Genomic DNA, 20,015 nt, shown 5'->3' with positions numbered 1-20,015 from the left:
ATGGTCTTGCTCTATCAACGATGCCGGTGCGACGCCGCGCCGGGGAACGGTTGCCGACGGTGTGGGACTTCGAAACCGACCCGCAATACCAGTCCAAGCTGGATTGGGTCGAAAAATTCATGGCCGAGGAACTCGAACCGCTCGATTTGGTCGCCCTCGATCCTTACGACAAAAAGAACGCCGACACGATGGCGATCCTGCGGCCGCTGCAGCGGCAGGTGAAAGACCAGGGGTTGTGGGCCGCGCATTTGCGTCCCGAACTCGGCGGACAGGGCTTCGGTCAGGTCAAGCTGGCGCTGCTCAACGAGATCATCGGCCGCTCCCGGTGGGCGCCGTCGGCGTTCGGCTGTCAGGCGCCGGACTCCGGCAACGCCGAGATCCTGGCGCTGTTCGGCACCGACGAGCAGAAAGCCCGCTATCTACGACCGCTGCTCGACGGCGAGATCACCTCCTGCTATTCGATGACCGAGCCGCAGGGTGGTTCCGATCCCGGGCTGTTCGTGACCGCGGCGACCCGCGATGCCGCGGGAAACGGGGACTGGATCATCAACGGCGAGAAGTGGTTTTCCACCAACGCCAAGCATGCGTCGTTCTTTATCGTCATGGCCGTCACCAAGCCGGAAGCCCGTACGTACGAGAAGATGTCGCTGTTCATCGTCCCGGCCGACACCCCGGGCATCGAGATCGTGCGCAACGTCGGTGTGGGAGCCGAGTCCACCCAGCACGCCAGCCACGGCTACATCCGCTACCACGACGTCCGGGTGCCGGCCGATCATGTGCTCGGCGGCGAGGGCCAGGCGTTCATGATCGCGCAGACCCGATTGGGCGGCGGCCGAATACATCACGCGATGCGGACAATCGCGCTGGCGCGCAGAGCATTCGACATGATGTGCGAGCGTGCCCTGTCGCGCCAGACCAGACACGGGCGGCTCGCCGATCTGCAGATGACCCAGGAGAAGATCGCCGATAGTTGGATCCAGATCGAGCAGTTCCGGCTGCTGGTACTGCGCACCGCGTGGCTTATCGACAAACACCACGACTATCAAAAGGTGCGCCGCGACATCGCGGCGGTCAAGGTGGCGATGCCCCAGGTGCTGCATGACGTCGTGCAGCGGGCCATGCACCTGCACGGCGCGCTCGGGGTCTCCGACGAGATGCCGTTCGTCAAGATGATGCTGGCAGCCGAGTCACTGGGCATCGCCGACGGCGCCACTGAGCTGCACAAGATGACCGTCGCCCGCCGTACGCTGCGCGAATACCAGCCGGTGACAACGCTTTTCCCGTCACAGCACATTCCGACCCGGCGCGCGCACGCCGAGGCCTGGCTGGCCCAACGCCTCGAGCACGCGATCGCCGAATTCTGACCGCGAGTTGCCTCAGGCGACGTAGCGCACGATGCTTTCGGCCACACACGCCGGCTTGGCCGATCCCTCGACCTCGACGGTCGTCGACACCGTCGCCTGCACGGTGCCGTTGCCCAGATCCTCGACACCGACCAGCGAGCTCGTCGCACGCACCCGCGAGCCGACGGGTACTGGTGCCGGGAAGCGAACCTTGTTCAGGCCGTAGTTGATTGCCAGCTTGACGCCCTTAACGGTGTACATCTGGTGTTGCAGGCGCGGGAGCAACGCCAGGGTCATGAATCCGTGCGCGATGGTGGTGCCAAAGGGACCCGCAGCGGCCCGTTCCGGGTCGACGTGGATCCACTGGTGATCACCCGTTGCGTCGGCGAACAGATTGACCTCTTCCTGGGTGATGGTCACCCAGTCGCTCTGCCCGACCTTTTCGCCCGCGGCGGCGGCCAGGTCGGCGACCGACTCGAAGGTGCGCATGGGTCTCTCCTCTGGTCGGCAGTAAGCATAGGGGTTGTGCGTGCGGTCGTTGCGCCGCTCGGGAGCCAGCCGTGACCCGGGTGTGTCAATCGCCCAAGGTGTCCGGGCCGACGCTGAATCGTTAGCCAACCGCGATCTCGCGCTGCGGCCACGACATTCGAACTGAGCGTCCTCGGTGTGTTTCACTCGCCCAGAACAGATTCGACCGCGTCGTGCGGCAGATGAGAGTTGGGATTGGTAGTAGCTATGACGTTCTTCGAACAGGTGCGAAGGTTGCGGAGCGCAGCGACAACCCTGCCGCGCCGGCTGGCTATCGCGGCTATGGGGGCTGTCCTGGTTTACGGTCTGGTCGGTACCTTCGGCGGGCCGGCCACCGCGGGCGCATTCTCTAGGCCCGGTCTTCCAGTGGAATATCTGCAGGTGCCATCCGCGTCGATGGGCCGCGACATCAAGGTCCAGTTCCAGGGCGGCGGACCGCACGCGGTCTACCTGCTCGACGGTCTGCGGGCCCAGGATGACTACAACGGCTGGGACATCAACACCCCGGCCTTCGAGGAGTACTACCAGTCAGGGTTGTCGGTGATCATGCCCGTGGGCGGCCAATCCAGTTTCTACACCGACTGGTATCAGCCCTCGCAGAGCAACGGCCAGAACTACACCTACAAGTGGGAGACCTTCCTTACCAGAGAGATGCCCGCCTGGCTACAGGCCAACAAGGGCGTGTCCCCGACAGGCAACGCGGCGGTGGGTCTTTCGATGTCGGGCGGTTCCGCGCTGATCCTGGCCGCGTACTACCCGCAGCAGTTCCCGTACGCCGCGTCGTTGTCGGGCTTCCTCAACCCGTCCGAGGGCTGGTGGCCGACGCTGATCGGCCTGGCGATGAACGACTCGGGCGGTTACAACGCCAACAGCATGTGGGGTCCGTCCAGCGACCCGGCCTGGAAGCGCAACGACCCAATGGTTCAGATTCCCCGCCTGGTCGCCAACAACACCCGGATCTGGGTGTACTGCGGTAACGGCACACCCAGCGACCTCGGCGGCGACAACATACCGGCGAAGTTCCTGGAAGGCCTCACCCTGCGCACCAACCAGACCTTCCGGGACACCTACGCGGCCGACGGTGGACGCAACGGGGTGTTTAACTTCCCGCCCAACGGAACACACTCGTGGCCCTACTGGAACGAGCAGCTGGTCGCCATGAAGGCCGATATCCAGCATGTGCTCAACGGCGCGACACCCCCGGCCGCCCCTGCCGCGCCGGCCGCCTGAGCCAGCAAGCCAGCATCGGCAGCAGCGCAACGGCCAGCGCTGCTGCCGATGTGTGGAACATCCGCACTGGGTCGGGCCTTCCGGGTGAAGTGGGCGTGGTCACCCCTTCGCCAGCGCCACTGGAAGCCAAGCTAACTCGACCCGTAATTGGTTGCGGGCGTGGAGGTTCCCGAATCTAATTCGCCTCGCCTGAGCGCTCGAAAGAGCCGCTTTCCCGGCTGGGGCCGCTTTTGATTGACCAACCCTCGCCGGTCAGCGTGCAGGTAGGTATAGCCGGTTGTCGCAGCGCACACTACCGCCGCGACCGCGAGCATCTGGGGTCCGGTGACGACCATACTAATGGCGCCACCGGCCGCGGCGCCTAGCACGAAGCTGGCGTGCAGCAGGAAGTAGCCGAGCCAGTCCTCCACTTTTCCGCCGGCCAGGTGACGTTCGATGCCCTGGCCCATCTTGACCAATGTGCCGGTCACATAGCTCAACGGAACCGATACCTCGCCATCCTTGACGAACGATGTGTTCAAGGCGCCAATCCCGAAGACCACGAACAGAATCGGCACAAAATCGAGCATGCTCTCGTGCCAGCCGCCCAGCATAATGTCGACTCCGGCGGCAAATATCAAACTGAAGGTGGTCAGCACGGTCGGGCCGTGGGGATGCGCCGCCCAGAAATGCCGCCGGCACACCGACGCAATCACCACGCCGGCGACGAAGAATAGAATCAGCAACGACGCGGTGACAGACATCCAGGCGTCGTCCCCAAACAATCCCAGCACCGCGCGCTGCGAATTGCCGGTCATGAAAGTAACGAAGTATCCCGCGGAGTGGGTGAACGCGGTTGCCCCCAGTATCCCGGCCAGCGCCGCCAACACCCATGACAGCCGCGCCTCACCGTCATAAATCTCTCGTTGCACACGAGCATGCTTCCAGACGCCCAGGACGCGCGCACACCAAGCAATAAGCCGGACACCCCGGCCGGTATCAGCTAGCGGTCAGGCGGGCGATCGAACGCAGCGGAATCGGAAGCCAACCCGGCCGGTGCCGTGTCTCATAGCCGGTCTCATAAACCGCCTTGTCGAGTTCGTAGGCGCCCAGCAGCAGCGCCGAATCTCGCGGGTCGATTCCCGACGCGACCGCGTAGCCGTCGCAGAAGGCGGCGCGATTGCGCTCGACCCATTCGCGGGCGCGAGCGGCAAGTTGTTTGTCGGTGGCCTGGTCCACCAGCGGCCCGTAAGCGGCGTACTCGAACGATCGCAACACACCGGCCACGTCGCGCAGCGGCGAATCCGGCGCTCGCCGTTCGTCCAGCGGCTGGCCCGGCTCGCCTTCAAAGTCGATCAACAGCCAGCTTTCCGGGGTACGCAGCACCTGTCCCAAGTGCAGGTCACCGTGCACCCGCTGGACCGTGATTGCCTCCGCCGCGAGCTTCTGGAATTGCTGTTCGATCGTTGGCGCGTACTCCCGCAGTTCGGGCACCACCGCCACCGTCGACGACAGCCGCGCCAGCATCCGGTCCACCGGGAACGTTGCCTGCGCGGTTCCGAGGCTGTCAGCCAGCGTGGCGTGCACCGAGGCGACCGCCTCGCCGAGCCGGTAGGATTCACCGGCGAAATCGCCGCCGACTTCGTGGGCATAGAGGTCTCCCTCGGCGAAGAGGTCCCGCACGCTGGCGGTGGCCATCGCCCAGCCTTCGGCCGCGTTCGCCTCATACTCGGTCACCATGCCCAGGGCGTACGCCAGAGCATCGGTTGGCGAACGATTGGGCCGCCCAAACTGGTAAGCGCCCAGCAGGCGGGCCACATGTGGATTACCGGCACGGGTAAGCACGCGGTTCAGCTCTATGTCGGGGTTAGTCCCTCTGCTTACCCGGCGGAACACCTTGAGGATCGCCCGCCGATCGAAGATCACACTGGTGTTGCTCTGTTCGGCGTCACATACCCGCGGCTGCGCGGCAAAGGGCAGCTCGACGTCTGGCTCCCTGGTGAACGTTACTTCGCCGGTGGATGTGCCACAGACGGCGGACGAGACGATTAGCGACAGGAGGAATTGCGGCCCGGCGACGTCGTAGAGAGCGTCGAATCCCGTGCGATCGTCGGCGACGCCGATGGCGGCTTTCGTGCCGTACTCGGACGCCGGCTCAAAATCCCATCCGACGAGCACCTGGTAACGCTCCGTTGCACCGTCGGTGTAGGTTACGTCGACCAGGACTAGGTCGAGGTTGTGTCGCAGGGCGACGACTACGCCCGGCTTGACCGTGGCCAGCTCGCGGTTGCGTCCGGCATACCAACGTTGCCGCGGAAGCCAATCGGACCATGGCAGCTTGGTTGCCAGCGTGTCCGACCGAGTCATAGGCGCCGCTCCTCCTCATCGCTTCGCTGTGCATCGTCGCTGGCGCGAGTCATAGGCGCCGCTCCTCCTCATCGCTTCGCTGTGCATCGTCGCCGGCGCGAGTCATAGGCGCCGCTCCTCCTCATCGCTTCGCTGTGCATCGTCGCCGGCGCGAGTCATAGGCGCCGCTCTCCCCCGCAAGTGGGAGGTGCCCCCACCTCATGTGTGGTCAACTGGAACCAGTAGAACCCGTGTCCTGGCAGCGTCAGCAGATAGGGCACCTGGCCGATGCGTGGAAACTCCACGTGCCCGGTCAGCTCGACCGGCGTGTAGTTGGTCCATTGCTGCAAGTCCAATTCGATGGGCTGCGGGAATCGCGACAGGTTGTTGACACAGAGCACGGTGTCGCCGTCATCGCCGGCCACCTGACGCACGTAGGCCAGCACCGACGGGTTGGACCCGCCCAATTCCTGGAATGCGCCGACCGCAAACGCGGGGTGTCGGCGACGCACGGCCAGCATGGTGCGAGTGAAGTTGAGCAGCGACGTCGAGGTGTCGCGTTGCGCCTCGACGTTGACGGCCTGATACCCGTAAACCGGGTCCTGGCTGGGCGGCAGGTACAGCCGACCCGGGTTGGCGGTGGAGAACCCCGCGTTGCGGTCCGGTGTCCACTGCATCGGGATGCGCACCCCGTCGCGATCACCCAACCAGATCACGTCGCCCATCCCAATCTCGTCGCCGTAGTAGAGGACCGGCGAGCCGGGCAGCGACAGCAGCAGCGCGGTGAACAGCTCGATCTGGTTGCGGTCGTTGTCGAGCAGCGGCGCAAGCCGACGACGGATTCCGACATTCGCCTTCATCCGTGGATCCTTGGCGTACTCGGCGTACATGTAGTCGCGCTCTTCGTCGGTGACCATTTCTAGGGTCAGCTCGTCGTGATTGCGCAGAAATATCCCCCATTGCGCCATGTCAGGGATCGGTGGGGTCTGGGCGATGATCTCCGAGATCGGAAAACGGGACTCCCGGCGCACGGCCATGAAGATGCGCGGCATCAGCGGGAAGTGAAAGGCCATGTGGCACTCGTCGCCACCGGTGTTGGGATCACCGAAATATTCCACGACATCGCCCGGCCACTGATTGGCTTCGGCTAGCAGCACCCGGCCGGGGAATTCGTCGTCCACCACCTTGCGGACTCGCTTGAGAAAAGCGTGTGTTTCCGGCAGGTTCTCGCAGTTGGTGCCCTCACGTTCAAAGAGATAGGGCACCGCGTCCAACCGAAACCCGTCGATGCCCAAGCCGAGCCAAAAGCGGATGACGTCGATCATCGCCTCTTGCACGGCGGGGTTGTCGTAGTTCAGATCCGGTTGGTGGGAGAAGAATCGGTGCCAGTAGAACTGTCGGCGGACAGGATCGAATGACCAGTTCGACTCTTCGGTGTCGACGAAGATGATCCGGGCGTCGGTGTAGCGCTCGCTGGTGTCGCTCCACACGTAATAGTCACCGTACGGTCCGTCTGGGTCGCGGCGGGACTCCTGAAACCAGGGGTGCGACTCCGAGGTGTGATTCATCACCAGGTCGGTGATGATGCGGATACCTCGCCGGTGAGCGGCGTCGACCAGGGCGACGAAATCGTCGACGGTGCCGAATTCGGGCAGCACCTTGTAGAAATCGCGAATGTCGTAACCGCCGTCGCGCAGCGGCGAGTCGTAGAACGGCGGCAACCAGATGCAGTCGATGCCAAGCCACTGCAGGTAGTCGAGGCGATCGATGAGTCCACGCAGATCGCCGGAACCGTCCGCGCTGGCGTCGAAGAACGCCCGGACCAGCACCTCGTAGAAGACGGCGTGCTTAAACCAGGTCGGATCGGCGGGCAGGGCGGCGGCGCTGCCGAAGTCCTTGGCATCCGGATGCTCGACCACACCGCCTTCGACGTGACTGCCCTGCACGGGAGGGTGCTCGACGCTGTGTTCTGCCTCGTTCATTGCTTCCACGATGCCACGCGCACGGGAGACGGAACTCGGGGGCTCACGCGGCAATCACGGCTGGCGCCAATCCAATTGGCCGGCCGGCGGGTGGTATCCGCGACGAAATCAGGCCGGGGGTCCCTCGGCCAATGTCACGTTCCCTGTACGCGTGCCGCCCGACTTGGTTTGCCAGGTCACCGAGATGACGTCACCGGGATGATGCCCGTTAAGCGCGTCCGCCATCGCGGTGGCCGAGTTGATCGGAGCGCCGTCGACCGCGGTGATCACGTCGCCGGTGGAGATGCCGAGACTTGCCGCCGGAGCGCTCCCGACCACGCGTTCGACTCGTGCGCCGTTGCCGTTGTTGTCGACAACACCCAAGCCGAGGAAGGCGGTAGGCCCGATGTGCACAGTGGGTGACCCCCCACCCGATCGGATCTGGCCCGCGATCGCCATCGCCTGCCCGATCGGAATGGCGAATCCCTGCCCACCCTGGGACAGCTGGAAGTTATCGGACGCGGCCGTGTTCATACCGACCACCTGTCCTAGGCCGTTGACGACGGGCCCGCCCGAATCACCGGGCTGGATCGCGGCATCGAACTGGATCAACCCGTTCAATGTCTCTTCGGCACCGGTCAGCGAATCCGACGCCTGCACGGTTTGGCCGAGCGCGACCACCCTGCCAGGCACCGCACGGGGCGTTCCGCCCTGCCCACCGCTGTTGCCCATCGCGACGACGGGCTCACCAACCGCGACGCCGCCACCGATCGCCGCCGACGGCAGGCCACCGGCACCGCGCAGCTGCAGCACCGCGACATCCTGGGTGCGGTCATACCCGACCACATCGACGCCGTAGGTTTGGCCGGAGCCGACGCTGAACGCATTGATGTCGGTGGCGCCCGCGATCACGTGGTTGTTGGTCAGCACGACACCGTTGGGATCGATGACGATGCCGGTCCCGGCGCCCACGGCGTTGTTGTAGCCCAGTTTGGTGTTGATGTTGACCACCTGCGGCCCCACTTGGGCGACCATCGCGGACGGGTCGAGGGGCAGCGCGGGGAAGTCGGCGAACCGGTCCTGCGACAAGGCCGGCGGGGCCGCCTGGGCCGGCGCCGTGGCCAGGCCCAGCCCGACGGCAGCCAGCACGCTCAGCAACCATGACCACCTGAGTGCGCGGCGGCGCGAATTGCTCATCCCGTAACCTCCTGTGTCGGGGTAGCTATCAGAAATTGTCCCAGCCTTAAGGGTCCGGGCGGCAGGATTTTTCTACACCAACGTAGTCCAGATCGCCAGCTCAGCGGATGGCCATGCCCCGGACCGGCACCGAAACCCTCGTTGATCGGGGCTAGCCGGGTTGGCCGGTGTCGCCGGGTTGGCCGGGTGCACCGAACAAAGCCGTCACCAATCCGCTCACCGCCGCCTGCAGTGTTCCGCCGGTGCCGGGGGCGCCGCCGGCACCGCCGACCCCACCGGCCCCACCACCTGCGCCGCCGGCGCCGCCAGCGCCGCCGGCGCCGCCATTGCCACCATTGCCACTCAGGATGGCCGGCCCGCCGTTGCCGCCGGCCCCGCCGGCGCCGCCGATATTGTTAGCGCCGAACGCCTGACCGCCCTGACCGCCGGGCCCGCCGTCGCCGCCGTTGCCGTATAGCTGGCCGCCAGCGCCCCCGTTCCCACCGGGCCCGCCGTCACGGCCAACCAAGGCTCCGGCGCGGTCCCCGCCGGCACCGCCGGCGCCACCGTGGCCGATCAGCCTGGCGTCCCCACCGACGCCGCCGGCGCCACCGATACCGGTGTTGCCGGCCGTGACGGCTCCGCCGTGGCCGCCGGACCCGCCATTGCCGAAGAGGTGCCCTCCGGCACCGCCCGCGCCGCCGGCCGCGCCATTAGCGAAACTGCTGTCTCCGCCGGCGCCGCCGGCGCCGCCGTGCCCGATCAGCATGGCGTTCCCGCCGGCACCGCCCACTCCGGCGACCCCGCCGGACGCGCCGACACCGCCGTCGCCGCCGGCCCCGCCGTTGCCGATCAGCCCACCGGCGCCACCCGCGGCGCCCATGCCTGCCTGACCGGGCGGCGGTGGGCCCCCGGTACCACCGCCTTGCCCGCCGTGTCCGCCGGCGCCGCCGGTACCCCACAGTCCGCGGCCGGCGCCGCCCTGGCCCCCGTCGCCGCCGGCGCCGCCGCCGAGGCCGATTGCGCCTTGTCCGCCGTGTCCGCCGGCCCCGCCGTCGCCGTAGAGCCATCCGCCACCGCCACCGGCACCGCCGAGGCCACCGTCTCCACCGCTGACGATGTTGGCATCGGCGCCGTTCCCGCCATTGCCACCGCCGCCGCCGGCGCCCCACAGCCCGGCGGCACCGCCCGCACCGCCGTGACCGCCAGCCACGCCTGCGCCGACACCCGCCCCGCCGGATCCGCCGGCGCCGCCGTTGCCCCACAGCCATCCGCCGTGCCCGCCGGCCCCGCCGGCCGCGCCGGAGCCGCCGGCCCCGCCGGACCCGCCATGGCCGATCAGCCCGGCCGGCCCGCCGGCACCCCCGGCCTGCCCAGCCGCCCCGGAGCCGCCATTGCCGCCATTGCCGTACAAGATCCCCCCAGCCCCGCCGGCCTGCCCAGTCCCCGGCGCCCCATCGGCACCGTTGCCGATCAAGGGGCGCCCCAGCAGCGCCTGGGTGGGCGCGTTGATCGCGGCCAGCAGCTGCTGCTCGACCTGGGCCTCGGCGGCCGCATATGCTCCAGCGCCACCGGCAAGCGTCTGCACGAACTGCTGATGAAACGCCGCCGCCTGGGCGCTGAGCGCCTGATAGGCCTGAGCGTGGCCGGAAAACAGCGCCGCGATCGCCGCCGACACCTCATCGGCACCCGCGGCCAGCACGGCGGTGGTCGGCGCAGCCGCGGCGGCATTGGCCGCGCTGATCGCCGATCCGATACCCGCCAGGTCTGTTGCCGCGGCCACCACAATCTCCGGGGCTACGCTGACAAACGACATCACACACCTCCCCAACCCGCCCGCCCCACCACCGGCGAACACGCTCGTTGGCGGACGACATTGTTAGGTGAATCTGAACGTAGCGCGACCCGGCACCGCACACGGCCTTTTCGCCAAAATTGTCGCCCTTCAGTGCGGTATCCGCAGACCGAGACCGACCCGGCCAATTACCGTGCGCGCCAATGGATTACCACCCGGGCCAGGTGCACGCGCACCCTGTCGGGCTAGCTGCCCGAGATGTCCGCTGGTCACGGCTGCGACAGCTGACTGTCCAGACTTCGCGACGTCGAGCGGCGGCTGAGCACAAGCTAACGCCGTGGGAGAATCCGACCCGTTTCTCGCTGTACGAACTCGTCGAGCACGGGACGCAGCAGCTTAGATACGCTCATCTTCCGGCTGCGCGCCAGCTCCTTGAGCTTGGCGTGGGTAGCCTTCGAAACGACCACCTGCACAGCCGGCGAGTGCGCAGAGCCGCCGGACAGAGACTTGCCGCCAGGAATCAGGTTGGCTTCTCGTTCGCGCGCCAGCCGCAGCGACTCTGAAGCCATCTGCTCGACGCGCTCGTCCGTTAGCCGCTCGCCATCGACATAGACCTCCTCTTGCTTGAGATCGACGTCAGACACCTCGACATCGTCGCCGATCACGTAGTCGGCGGGGTTACGTGGCTTCTTCGTCATCGCTTCCACTCCTTCGGCATTGCGTGAGTGATGATCAGGTCACCGTCGTCGGCTTCGACGGCGACGACCTCGGTAAGACGGCCCGACGTATCGCGGCCCTGGTAGTACAGCGAGCCATCTTCCTGAATGACCGGAACACCGCAGTGGCGCATAGCGGCGACGATGCGGTGCTTGGACACGCGGTGCTTCCGGGCGTTCCTCGTGACCCTGACCCGCTGCACGCCTCGAGTATGTACTCGATACTCGGGATGTGTCAAAGCGTCAACGGTCGTCCGTTCGACGCGATAGCACTGGTCTCTGTTCGTCTCTGTCACGTTCAAACCGACCCAACCGATTCCTGCGGCGGCCGAGACCGACCCGGCCAATTACCTTGCGCGCCACTGGATTACCACCGGCACCATTAGCACGCACGCCCCATGGACCGGGCTGCCCGAGATGTCCGCTGTCACGGCCGCGACGTCTGGCCGTCCAGACTGCGCGACGTTGGGCGGCAGCTGAGCATAAGCTGGCGCCGTGGGGGAATTCGACCCAAAGCTCAGGTTTGCCCAGTCCCCCGTCGCACGACTGGCCACCAGCACGCCCGACGGCACACCCCACCTGGTGCCGGTCGTATTCGCGCTCGGCGCTAGGCGCCCGGCCGAGGCGACCGGTGCAGACGTTATCTACACCGCCGTCGACGCGAAGCGGAAAACGACGCAGCGGCTGCGCCGGCTCGCCAATCTCGAGCACAATCCACGGGCCAGCGTGCTCGTCGACAGCTATGCCGATGATTGGACCCAGTTGTGGTGGGTCCGGGCCGATGGGGTCGCCGCGATTCATCGCGATGGCGAGGTGATGCGCGCCGCATACCGCCTGCTGCGCGCCAAATATGCTCAATACCAATCGGTTCCGTTGAACGGCCCGGTAATCGCAATAGCAGTCCAGCGCTGGGCCAGCTGGCACGCCTGACCACAACGACGGCTCCGATTGCCTACTACTCACCTGACCCGACCCTTGTGCTGGGCGGCAGTTGGGAGAAAAGTTGCCTACTACGTCCTGCTGGGCCACACCACGGGAACCGACCCCGGAGAACTGGAGGAAAGCCATGGCCGACAGAGTGAATGCTTCCCAGGGCGCGGCCGCCGCTCCCACCGCAAACGGGCCCGGCGGCGTTCGCAACGTGGTTCTGGTGGGGCCCTCGGGGGGCGGCAAGACCACCCTCATCGAGGCTCTCCTGGTGGCGGCCAAGGTGTTGTCCAGGCCGGGCTCGGTCACCGAGGGCACCACGGTCTGCGACTTCGACGAGGCGGAGATCCGGCAACAACGCTCGGTGGGCCTTGCGGTCGCCTCGCTGGCTTACGACGGCATCAAGGTCAACCTCGTCGACACCCCTGGGTACGCCGACTTCGTGGGTGAGCTGCGGGCCGGGTTGCGGGCCGCCGATTGCGCACTGTTCGTGATCGCGGCCAACGAGGGCGTCGACGAACCGACCAAGTCCCTGTGGCAGGAATGCAGCCAGGTCGGCATGCCCCGCGCGGTGGTCATCACCAAGCTGGACCACGCCCGGGCGAACTACCGGGAAGCACTGACCGCGGCACAAGACGCCTTCGGCGACAAGGTCTTACCGCTCTACCTGCCGTCCGGTGACGGCCTGATCGGATTGCTTTCGCAGGCACTGTACGAGTACGCCGACGGCAAGCGAACGACACGAACCCCGGCCGAGTCGGACACCGAGCGAATCGAGGAGGCGCGCGGCGCCTTGATCGAAGGAATCATCGAGGAATCCGAGGATGAGTCCTTGATGGAGCGCTACCTCGGCGGCGAGACGATCGACGAGTCGGTGCTGATCCAGGATCTGGAGAAAGCCGTCGCCCGAGGCTCGTTCTTCCCGGTGATTCCGGTGTGCAGCAGCACCGGGGTCGGCACACTGGAATTGCTTGAGGTAGCCACCCGCGGATTTCCGTCTCCGATGGAGCACCCACTGCCGGAGGTCTTTACCCCGCAGGGTGTCCCGCATGCGGAGCTGGCCTGTGACAATGACGCGCCGTTGCTCGCCGAGGTGGTGAAGACGACGTCGGACCCCTACGTCGGCCGGGTCAGCTTGGTGCGGGTGTTCTCCGGAACCATCAGGCCCGACACGACGGTCCATGTGTCGGGCCATTTCTCATCGTTTTTCGGCGGCGGAACTAGTAACACGCACCCCGACCACGACGAAGACGAGCGCATCGGAGTCTTGTCGTTCCCGCTGGGCAAGCAACAGCGCCCGGCAGCAGCCGTGGTCGCGGGCGACATCTGCGCCATCGGCAAGCTGAGCCGGGCCGAGACCGGGGACACACTCTCGGATAAGGCCGAGCCCCTGGTGCTGAAACCCTGGACCATGCCCGAGCCGCTGCTGCCGATCGCCATTGCGGCGCATGCCAAGACCGACGAAGACAAGCTGTCGGTCGGGTTGGGCCGGTTGGCCGCCGAAGACCCGACACTGCGGATCGAGCAAAATCAAGAGACCCATCAGGTCGTGCTGTGGTGTATGGGCGAGGCCCATGCCGGCGTCGTCCTGGATACACTGGCCAACCGGTACGGCGTCAGCGTAGACACGATCGAGCTGCGGGTGCCGCTGCGGGAAACCTTCGCCGGCAATGCGAAAGGCCATGGCCGCCACATCAAACAGTCCGGTGGTCACGGTCAGTACGGGGTGTGCGACATCGAGGTGGAGCCGCTGCCGGAGGGCTCCGGGTTCGAGTTCCTCGACAAAGTGGTTGGCGGGGCGGTGCCGCGGCAGTTTATCCCCAGTGTGGAGAAAGGTGTCCGCGCACAGATGGATAAGGGAGTGCACGCCGGCTACCCGGTGGTCGATATCCGGGTCACGTTGCTCGACGGCAAAGCCCACAGTGTCGACTCTTCCGATTTCGCCTTCCAAATGGCCGGCGCGCTCGCATTGCGGGAGGCCGCGGCCGCGACGAAGGTGATCTTGCTCGAGCCAATCGATGAGATTTCGGTGCTGGTACCCGACGATTTCGTCGGCGCGGTGTTGGGCGACCTGTCCAGTCGTCGTGGCCGAGTGCTCGGCACCGAGACCGCGGGGCACGACCGCACGGTGATCAAGGCCGAGGTGCCTCAGGTCGAGCTGACCCGCTACGCAATCGATTTGCGCTCGCTGGCGCATGGGGCCGCATCCTTCACCCGTTCGTTTGCCCGCTACGAACCGATGCCGGAATCCGCCGCCGCCCGGGTAAAGGCTGGGGCCGGCTAGCTACACCGAATGGCCGAACCGTTCGGCGACAGCGCGGCGGTCGAGCGAACCCTTCGCGGTGTGCGGCAGCCCGCTGGCCTCCTGGAAGGAGGCCGGGATCTCGAAGGCCGCCAACCGTTCCCGGCAGAACTGGACAAGCTCCTCGCGAGTCGGCGGGGCGGACTCACGAGGCACAATCACCGCCGCGACCGCCTCGCCGTAGAGCTGGTGCGGGACGCCGAATACGGCTGCCTCCATGACGTTTGGATGGCTGGCCAGCACGCCCTCGACGCGCTCGGGCGAGATCTTTTCACCACCTCGGTTGATGAGTTCCTTGATGCGGCCGCGGATGCTCAGGTCACCGGCCGCCGACAGGGACCCGAGATCACCGGTACGCAACCAACCGTCGGTGAAATTCGCGGCGGTTATCGTCGGGTCACCCAGATACCCGCGTACCACGGTGGTCCCCCGCAGCCAGATCTCCCCGACCGCGCCCGCGGGCAGTGGCAGCCCGTCGGACCCGACGATCCGGATTTGCGCTCCCGTCGACCGGCCGACCAGACCGGTTGACACGACGGGAGTTTCGGTTTGGTCGATACCCTCAATTTGCGTTGTCGTTACCTGGTGGGTGGCTTCGGTCATGCCGAAGGCACACACGACCGGTGCCGCGAACTCGGTTTGCAGTGCTAGCGCGGCTTGGGCAGTGAGCGGTGCGCTGCAGCTGCGGATGAAACGCAGTGCGGCAGTTTTGCGCCCCGACGGTTCGGTTGCCGATCGCTCCAGCAGGATTTGGTGAATCGTCGGAACCGCCGTATACCAGGTGGCTCCAACGGCTTTGATGTCGTCCCAGAAGGTGTGCGCGGAGAATCGCCCGCGTGCGGGCAGCGACACCGCGCCGCCGGACGCCAGGGTGGCAAGCAACGACGCGATCAGCCCGTGGCCATGGTAGAGCGGCATCACCGCAACGGTGGCGTCCCGCGGGCTCAGCCGGTACCCGGTGATGATGGCGCGGACCGAGCTGGCGATGTTTGCGTGCGTCCAGGGGACCATCTTCGGCAGGCCGGTGGTCCCGCCGGTGAACATGATCATGGCGTCATCGGGTCGCAGTCCCTCGGGCGTCGAGGTTGCGGGGTTCGGCTCGGTGGCGGCGTCCAGGTGGACCGACAAGGTGCCACCCGAGGGGCCGCTGTCACCGCCGACGTTCACCGTGAGCGGCCACCACCAGGTGGTGGGTTCTGCCCTGTCGTGCGGCCCATCCGCGTCAATCAGCACCACCCGGGCTCCCGCGGCCTGGCTTCGGACGCGTTGCTCGGTGATGGGCAGCGCCGGATCCAGCGGCACGACGACGAGATCCGCACGCGACGCCGCCAGCAAGGCGACGACGAATTCGGCGTTGCTGCCCATGCGCAGCGCGACCCGGTCACCGGGCAGCAGGCCGGACCGCGTCAGCTGGCCGGCCAGCTCATCAACCAGACGGGCCAGGTCGCGGTGGCTGATCGCGATGCGATCCGCGGTGACGACGAGCGCCGGAGCCTCGGGCAGCCGGGTCGCCGCCACCTCGACAAGATCGGCGATGCGCGGGCCGAAGTCGGATGCCATCGCGAACGCTCCTTCCATGTGTTCGGTATGCGGGTTCGGCACGATCAGCACAGTGCCGGGCTCGCCTGCCCGGCGTCCAATACCGATCCGCTAACGGTTGATAGACCGCGTAAATCGCTGCATAGTGACTCGGTCTTGGACACGGCCGGCGCCCCGGACAACAGTGAACACCATGACCACACGATCGGCATCTCCCTGCACAGTGCTGACCGACGGCTGCCACCTGGTGGTGGACGCCCTCAAAGCCAACGACGTCGACACCATCTACGGCGTTGTCGGCATCCCGATCACCGACCTGGCTCGCGCCGCCCAAGCCTCGGGGATCCGCTATATCGGTTTCCGCCACGAAGCGTCAGCGGGCAATGCGGCGGCCGCCGCGGGGTTCCTCACCGCACGGCCCGGCGTGTGTCTGACGACGTCCGGCCCCGGCTTTCTCAACGGCCTGCCCGCGCTGGCGAACGCCACCACGAACTGCTTCCCGATGATCCAGATCTCCGGATCGAGCAGCCGGCCGATGGTCGACCTGCAGCGCGGCGACTATCAGGACCTCGACCAGCTCAACGCCGCTCGACCGTTCGTGAAGGCGGCGTATCGGATCGGCCAAGTCCAGGACATCGGGCGCGGCGTCGCGCGCGCCATTCGCACCGCGACCTCCGGGCGGCCCGGCGGTGTATACCTCGATATCCCCGGCGATGTGCTGGGCCAGGCCGTTGAGGCATCGGCTGCTTCCGGCGCCATTTGGCGGCCGGTGGACCCGGCTCCCCGACTACTGCCGGCACCGGAGGCGATTGATCGCGCGCTGGACGTGCTCGCCCAAGCGCAGCGACCGCTGCTCGTGCTCGGCAAGGGCGCGGCATATGCGCAGGCCGACAACGTTATTCGGGAGTTTGTGGAGCACACCGGCATTCCCTTCCTGCCGATGTCGATGGCCAAGGGGCTGCTGCCCGACTCACACCCGCAGTCGGCGGCTGCGGCTCGTTCGCTGGCGATGGCCCGCGCCGACGTGGTGCTGCTGGTTGGCGCTCGGCTGAATTGGCTACTAGGCAACGGAGAGTCGCCGCAATGGTCGGCCGATGCCAAGTTCATCCAGGTCGATATCGAGGCGTCGGAGTTTGACAGCAACCGGCCGATCGTGGCACCGCTGACCGGCGACATCGGCTCGGTAATGTCGGCGCTCCTCGAAGCTGCGGCCGATCGTTCGAGCGTGGCCTCGGCGGATTGGACCGGCGAGCTCGCCGACCGCAAGGCCCGCAACAGTGCCAAGATGCGTCGGCGGTTGGCCGACGATCATCATCCGATGCGGTTCTACAACGCGCTTGGTGCCATTAGGTCTGTGCTGCAACGCAACCCGGATGTCTATGTGGTCAACGAAGGCGCCAACGCGCTGGACCTCGCCCGCAACATCATCGACATGCACCTACCGCGGCACCGGCTCGACAGCGGAACCTGGGGCGTGATGGGCATCGGCATGGGCTACGCCATCGCGGCCGCCGTCGAGACCGGGCGACCTGTCGTGGCGATCGAGGGCGACAGCGCATTTGGCTTCAGCGGCATGGAGTTCGAGACCATCTGCCGATACCGACTCCCGGTCACCGTCGTCATCCTCAACAACGGCGGCGTCTACCGCGGCGACGAGGCAACGATCTTTAGGTCGGCCGCCCCGGTGTGGCGACACGACCCAGCGCCCACCGTGCTGAACGCTCACGCACGTCACGAACTGATCGCAGAGGCGTTCGGCGGCAAAGGATATCACGTAAGCACCCCAACCGAACTGGAGTCGGCGCTGACCGATGCACTGGCATCGAACGGACCGTCACTCATCGACTGCGAACTCGACCCTGCGGACGGGGTGGAGAGCGGCCACCTGGCGAAGCTGAACACTACCAGCGCAGCGACGCCCGCGATCAGCGGCGACGGATGATCCCCCGCAGCTGCGTGTCAAAGAATTCGTTCAGCGCCAGCGCCTGCGCGCATGTTATGAGCGCTCGGGCAACCGGAGATCCCGGTCCCAAGGCGTTGGTAGCCAGGGCGATCTGGGCTTTCAGCACCGGATCGACCAATTCGACCGCGCGGATCTCACCACCCGTCGGCCCGCTCATTGGCATTGCCCATAGCCAGGTGTGCGGAACGATGGACGCCCAGTTGCCGGTTGCCACCTGTGCGAACAGCGAAGCAACGGAATCGGTTTCGACCTGCGGGATCGCCGAGACCGCGTGGTCGGCGAACGCGGCGTCGATAACCTGGCGGTCCCGCATATCCGCAGTGAGCAATGCCAACGGTAGTTGCGCGGCATCCCGCCACACCAACGTCGATGTCCCCGGCGGCAGCATATCCGCCGGCGACAACAGCACGTACTGCTCCTCATAGAGCGGCACCAGATCAACATCATCACTGTCTTGGGTCTCGGGGTGCACGATGACGGCATCGAGCTCGAATTCGCGCAGCCGTCGGTACAGCTCGGTCGCAGCCAGCCGGGAACAGACTTGCACCTTCGCCAACGGGTGCGCCGAGCAAAACGCCGACAGCACCAGGGATGCCGTCGTTGACGCGGTGGGAACCGTGCCTAGCCGAAGCGTCCCGGTTATCCCGGACCGCACCGCATCCACCTCGGCCTTGAACGCAGCGTGCTCGGCAAGTATCCGCTTGGCCCATACCACCAACCGCTCACCCTCGCGAGTAAGGCCTTCGAAACTGTGTCCGCGATTGATCAGGGTGACGTTGAGTTCGCGTTCGAGCTTGGCGATTGCCGAAGACAGCGCAGGTTGCGACACGTAGCACTTCTCAGCGGCCCGAGCGAAATGCCGCTCTTGGGCGACCGCGACGAAGTACTCCAGCTGACGGAAGAGCACCCGCACCTCCTCGGCCTTGGCACCGATTCCGCTGAGGCTAACGCGAGGCCGCGCGGCCTGCCAATCCGCACCCGCGGGGCGGCGGGGCTATCCAGAAACTGCTTGCTCGGCCCGCAATGGGTCGATGGTCACTAGAATGTCGTGTGTCGATCGCACCATCTCGGGAGGGTGGATGCCATGTGTCGAGCGGTTCGTTATCTATCCGTTGTGGTCGCGATCACGCTGATGCTCACCGCGGAATCAGTCAGCATAGCGACCGCCGCGGTCCCGCCACTCCAACCGATCCCAGGCGTTGCGTCGGTGTCGCCGGCTAATGGTGCCGTGGTGGGGGTGGCGCACCCGGTGGTGGTGACATTCACCACGCCCGTGACCGATCGCCGCGCCGTCGAGCGGTCCATCCGCATCAGCACACCGCACAACACGACCGGACACTTCGAGTGGGTCGCTAGCAATGTCGTGCGGTGGGTGCCCAACCGGTATTGGCCACCTCACACCCGTGTCTCGGTGGGTGTGCAGGAACTGACCGAAGGATTCGAGACCGGTGACGCACTGATCGGGGTTGCCAGCATCTCGGCACATACCTTCACGGTCAGCAGAAACGGAGAAGTCCTCCGCACCATGCCCGCGTCGTTAGGCAAGCCCAGCCGCCCGACACCAATCGGTAGCTTTCACGCAATGTCCAAGGAGCGCACGGTCGTGATGGACTCGCGTACCATCGGCATCCCGCTGAATTCCTCGGACGGGTATCTGCTCACCGCCCACTACGCGGTTCGTGTTACCTGGAGCGGCGTGTACGTGCACTCGGCCCCCTGGTCGGTCAACTCGCAGGGATACGCCAACGTCAGCCACGGCTGTATCAACCTCAGCCCGGACAACGCGGCATGGTACTTCGACGCCGTCACCGTTGGTGATCCCATTGAGGTGGTCGGCTAGCGGCACTGGCCGCGAGCGTGCGCAGTTGTAGGGCCCAGACAGCGTGTCGGTGTACCAACACGCGCGCGCGGGTTGGGCTAGCGCCGGTCCAACGGGTAACCGCGCCACGCGCCGACGCCCGCTCAGTCCGCAATCACCGCGATCGGCATACGTGCCACATACCGGTCGGCCCGCTCCTGCGGGGTCCAGGCGAGCGGTGCGCGAAACGTGTCCGTCAGACGCCGACTCACCCGCAGCAGCGACCGTGCCCGCCCTTTCGTCGCACGGGTAACACGTTGTGGAACAACAAAAGTCATGATCATCGTGGTCATGTTCTTCTCCTGCAGGAAGCCCGATCAGCGTGCGTCATTCAGAACGCCACAACTGCGCC

General features: G+C 66.3%; 17 protein-coding genes. 6 read left to right on the top strand and 11 right to left on the bottom strand.

Annotation, left to right across the window (positions count from 1 at the left end):
* Window positions 1–20: 20 nt before the first annotated feature.
* The gene (locus MCAN_RS00720; protein ID WP_014000054.1) at window positions 21–1,364 is read left to right on the top strand and encodes an acyl-CoA dehydrogenase family protein; all 1,344 of its coding nucleotides are present in this window, start codon (window positions 21–23) and stop codon (window positions 1,362–1,364) included.
* A gap of 12 nt (window positions 1,365–1,376) precedes the next feature.
* Here MCAN_RS00720 and htdZ read toward each other — a convergent pair whose 3' ends face one another.
* Window positions 1,377–1,832, bottom strand: coding sequence for a 3-hydroxyacyl-thioester dehydratase HtdZ (gene htdZ / locus MCAN_RS00715; protein ID WP_003400912.1), 456 nt, complete (start codon window positions 1,830–1,832; stop codon window positions 1,377–1,379).
* 246 nt (window positions 1,833–2,078) lie between these two features.
* Between htdZ and ag85C the strand changes: the two genes are divergently transcribed.
* Window positions 2,079–3,101, top strand: coding sequence for a diacylglycerol acyltransferase/mycolyltransferase Ag85C (ag85C, locus tag MCAN_RS00710; RefSeq protein WP_003400908.1), 1,023 nt, complete (start codon window positions 2,079–2,081; stop codon window positions 3,099–3,101).
* A 131-nt stretch (window positions 3,102–3,232) separates the two neighbouring features.
* On the opposite strand, the gene MCAN_RS00705 is transcribed toward ag85C, so the two are convergent.
* From MCAN_RS00705 to MCAN_RS00675, 7 genes are all read right to left on the bottom strand, one after another.
* Window positions 3,233–4,012 (bottom strand): YoaK family protein, encoded by a 780-nt coding sequence (locus tag MCAN_RS00705; RefSeq protein ID WP_003899825.1) that lies wholly within the window; start codon window positions 4,010–4,012, stop codon window positions 3,233–3,235.
* A 67-nt stretch (window positions 4,013–4,079) separates the two neighbouring features.
* Window positions 4,080–5,447, bottom strand: coding sequence for a maltokinase (gene mak / locus MCAN_RS00700; RefSeq protein ID WP_014000053.1), 1,368 nt, complete (start codon window positions 5,445–5,447; stop codon window positions 4,080–4,082).
* Between the two features lie 155 nt (window positions 5,448–5,602).
* A complete protein-coding gene (treS, locus tag MCAN_RS00695) occupies window positions 5,603–7,408 on the bottom strand; it encodes a maltose alpha-D-glucosyltransferase (RefSeq protein ID WP_003400893.1) in 1,806 nt (601 codons plus the stop codon).
* Window positions 7,409–7,516: 108 nt separating this feature from the next.
* Complete coding sequence (locus MCAN_RS00690; RefSeq protein ID WP_014000052.1) at window positions 7,517–8,584, bottom strand: S1C family serine protease; 1,068 nt, start codon at window positions 8,582–8,584, stop codon at window positions 7,517–7,519.
* A gap of 151 nt (window positions 8,585–8,735) precedes the next feature.
* Window positions 8,736–10,379 (bottom strand): PE family protein, encoded by a 1,644-nt coding sequence (locus MCAN_RS00685; protein ID WP_014000051.1) that lies wholly within the window; start codon window positions 10,377–10,379, stop codon window positions 8,736–8,738.
* 308 nt (window positions 10,380–10,687) lie between these two features.
* On the bottom strand, window positions 10,688–11,056 hold the full coding sequence (locus MCAN_RS00680; RefSeq protein ID WP_003400878.1) for a hypothetical protein: 369 nt from the start codon (window positions 11,054–11,056) through the stop codon (window positions 10,688–10,690).
* Window positions 11,053–11,421: a hypothetical protein gene (locus MCAN_RS00675; RefSeq protein WP_003400865.1), complete on the bottom strand. Its 369-nt coding sequence runs from the start codon at window positions 11,419–11,421 to the stop codon at window positions 11,053–11,055. Before MCAN_RS00675 ends, MCAN_RS00680 begins: the two co-directional genes overlap by 4 nt.
* A 148-nt stretch (window positions 11,422–11,569) precedes the next feature.
* Here MCAN_RS00675 and MCAN_RS00670 point away from each other — a divergent pair, with 148 nt between their 5' ends.
* Both MCAN_RS00670 and MCAN_RS00665 read left to right on the top strand, forming a co-directional pair.
* Window positions 11,570–12,004, top strand: coding sequence for a TIGR03668 family PPOX class F420-dependent oxidoreductase (locus MCAN_RS00670; RefSeq protein ID WP_003400864.1), 435 nt, complete (start codon window positions 11,570–11,572; stop codon window positions 12,002–12,004).
* Between the two features lie 136 nt (window positions 12,005–12,140).
* Window positions 12,141–14,285, top strand: a complete 2,145-nt coding sequence (locus tag MCAN_RS00665; protein WP_003400860.1) for an elongation factor G-like protein EF-G2 — start codon at window positions 12,141–12,143, stop codon at window positions 14,283–14,285.
* On the opposite strand, the gene MCAN_RS00660 is transcribed toward MCAN_RS00665, so the two are convergent.
* Window positions 14,286–15,863, bottom strand: coding sequence for a FadD7 family fatty acid--CoA ligase (locus MCAN_RS00660; RefSeq protein WP_014000050.1), 1,578 nt, complete (start codon window positions 15,861–15,863; stop codon window positions 14,286–14,288).
* Between the two features lie 172 nt (window positions 15,864–16,035).
* Between MCAN_RS00660 and oxc the strand changes: the two genes are divergently transcribed.
* Entirely contained in the window at window positions 16,036–17,784 is a 1,749-nt protein-coding gene (gene oxc / locus MCAN_RS00655) for an oxalyl-CoA decarboxylase (protein WP_014000049.1), read from the top strand.
* Here the strand turns inward: oxc and oxyS are convergent.
* On the bottom strand, window positions 17,768–18,712 hold the full coding sequence (gene oxyS / locus MCAN_RS00650; RefSeq protein WP_014000048.1) for a LysR family transcriptional regulator OxyS: 945 nt from the start codon (window positions 18,710–18,712) through the stop codon (window positions 17,768–17,770). The two genes, oxc and oxyS, sit on opposite strands and share 17 nt — an antisense overlap.
* A 177-nt stretch (window positions 18,713–18,889) precedes the next feature.
* Between oxyS and ldtMt1 the strand changes: the two genes are divergently transcribed.
* Window positions 18,890–19,645 carry a L,D-transpeptidase LdtMt1 gene (gene ldtMt1, locus MCAN_RS00645; RefSeq protein WP_014000047.1) on the top strand — a complete coding sequence of 252 codons (756 nt, stop codon included), beginning with the start codon at window positions 18,890–18,892 and terminating at the stop codon, window positions 19,643–19,645.
* A gap of 122 nt (window positions 19,646–19,767) precedes the next feature.
* Here the strand turns inward: ldtMt1 and MCAN_RS00640 are convergent, their stop codons facing one another.
* Entirely contained in the window at window positions 19,768–19,956 is a 189-nt protein-coding gene (locus MCAN_RS00640; protein WP_003400850.1) for a hypothetical protein, read from the bottom strand.
* Window positions 19,957–20,015: the final 59 nt, after the last annotated feature.

The sequence above is a fragment of the Mycobacterium canetti CIPT 140010059 genome, from assembly GCF_000253375.1.
Taxonomy (GTDB): domain Bacteria; phylum Actinomycetota; class Actinomycetes; order Mycobacteriales; family Mycobacteriaceae; genus Mycobacterium; species Mycobacterium tuberculosis.
The sequence above is the reverse complement of the archived record's forward strand: the minus strand, read 5'-3'. Positions and strand labels throughout refer to the sequence as shown.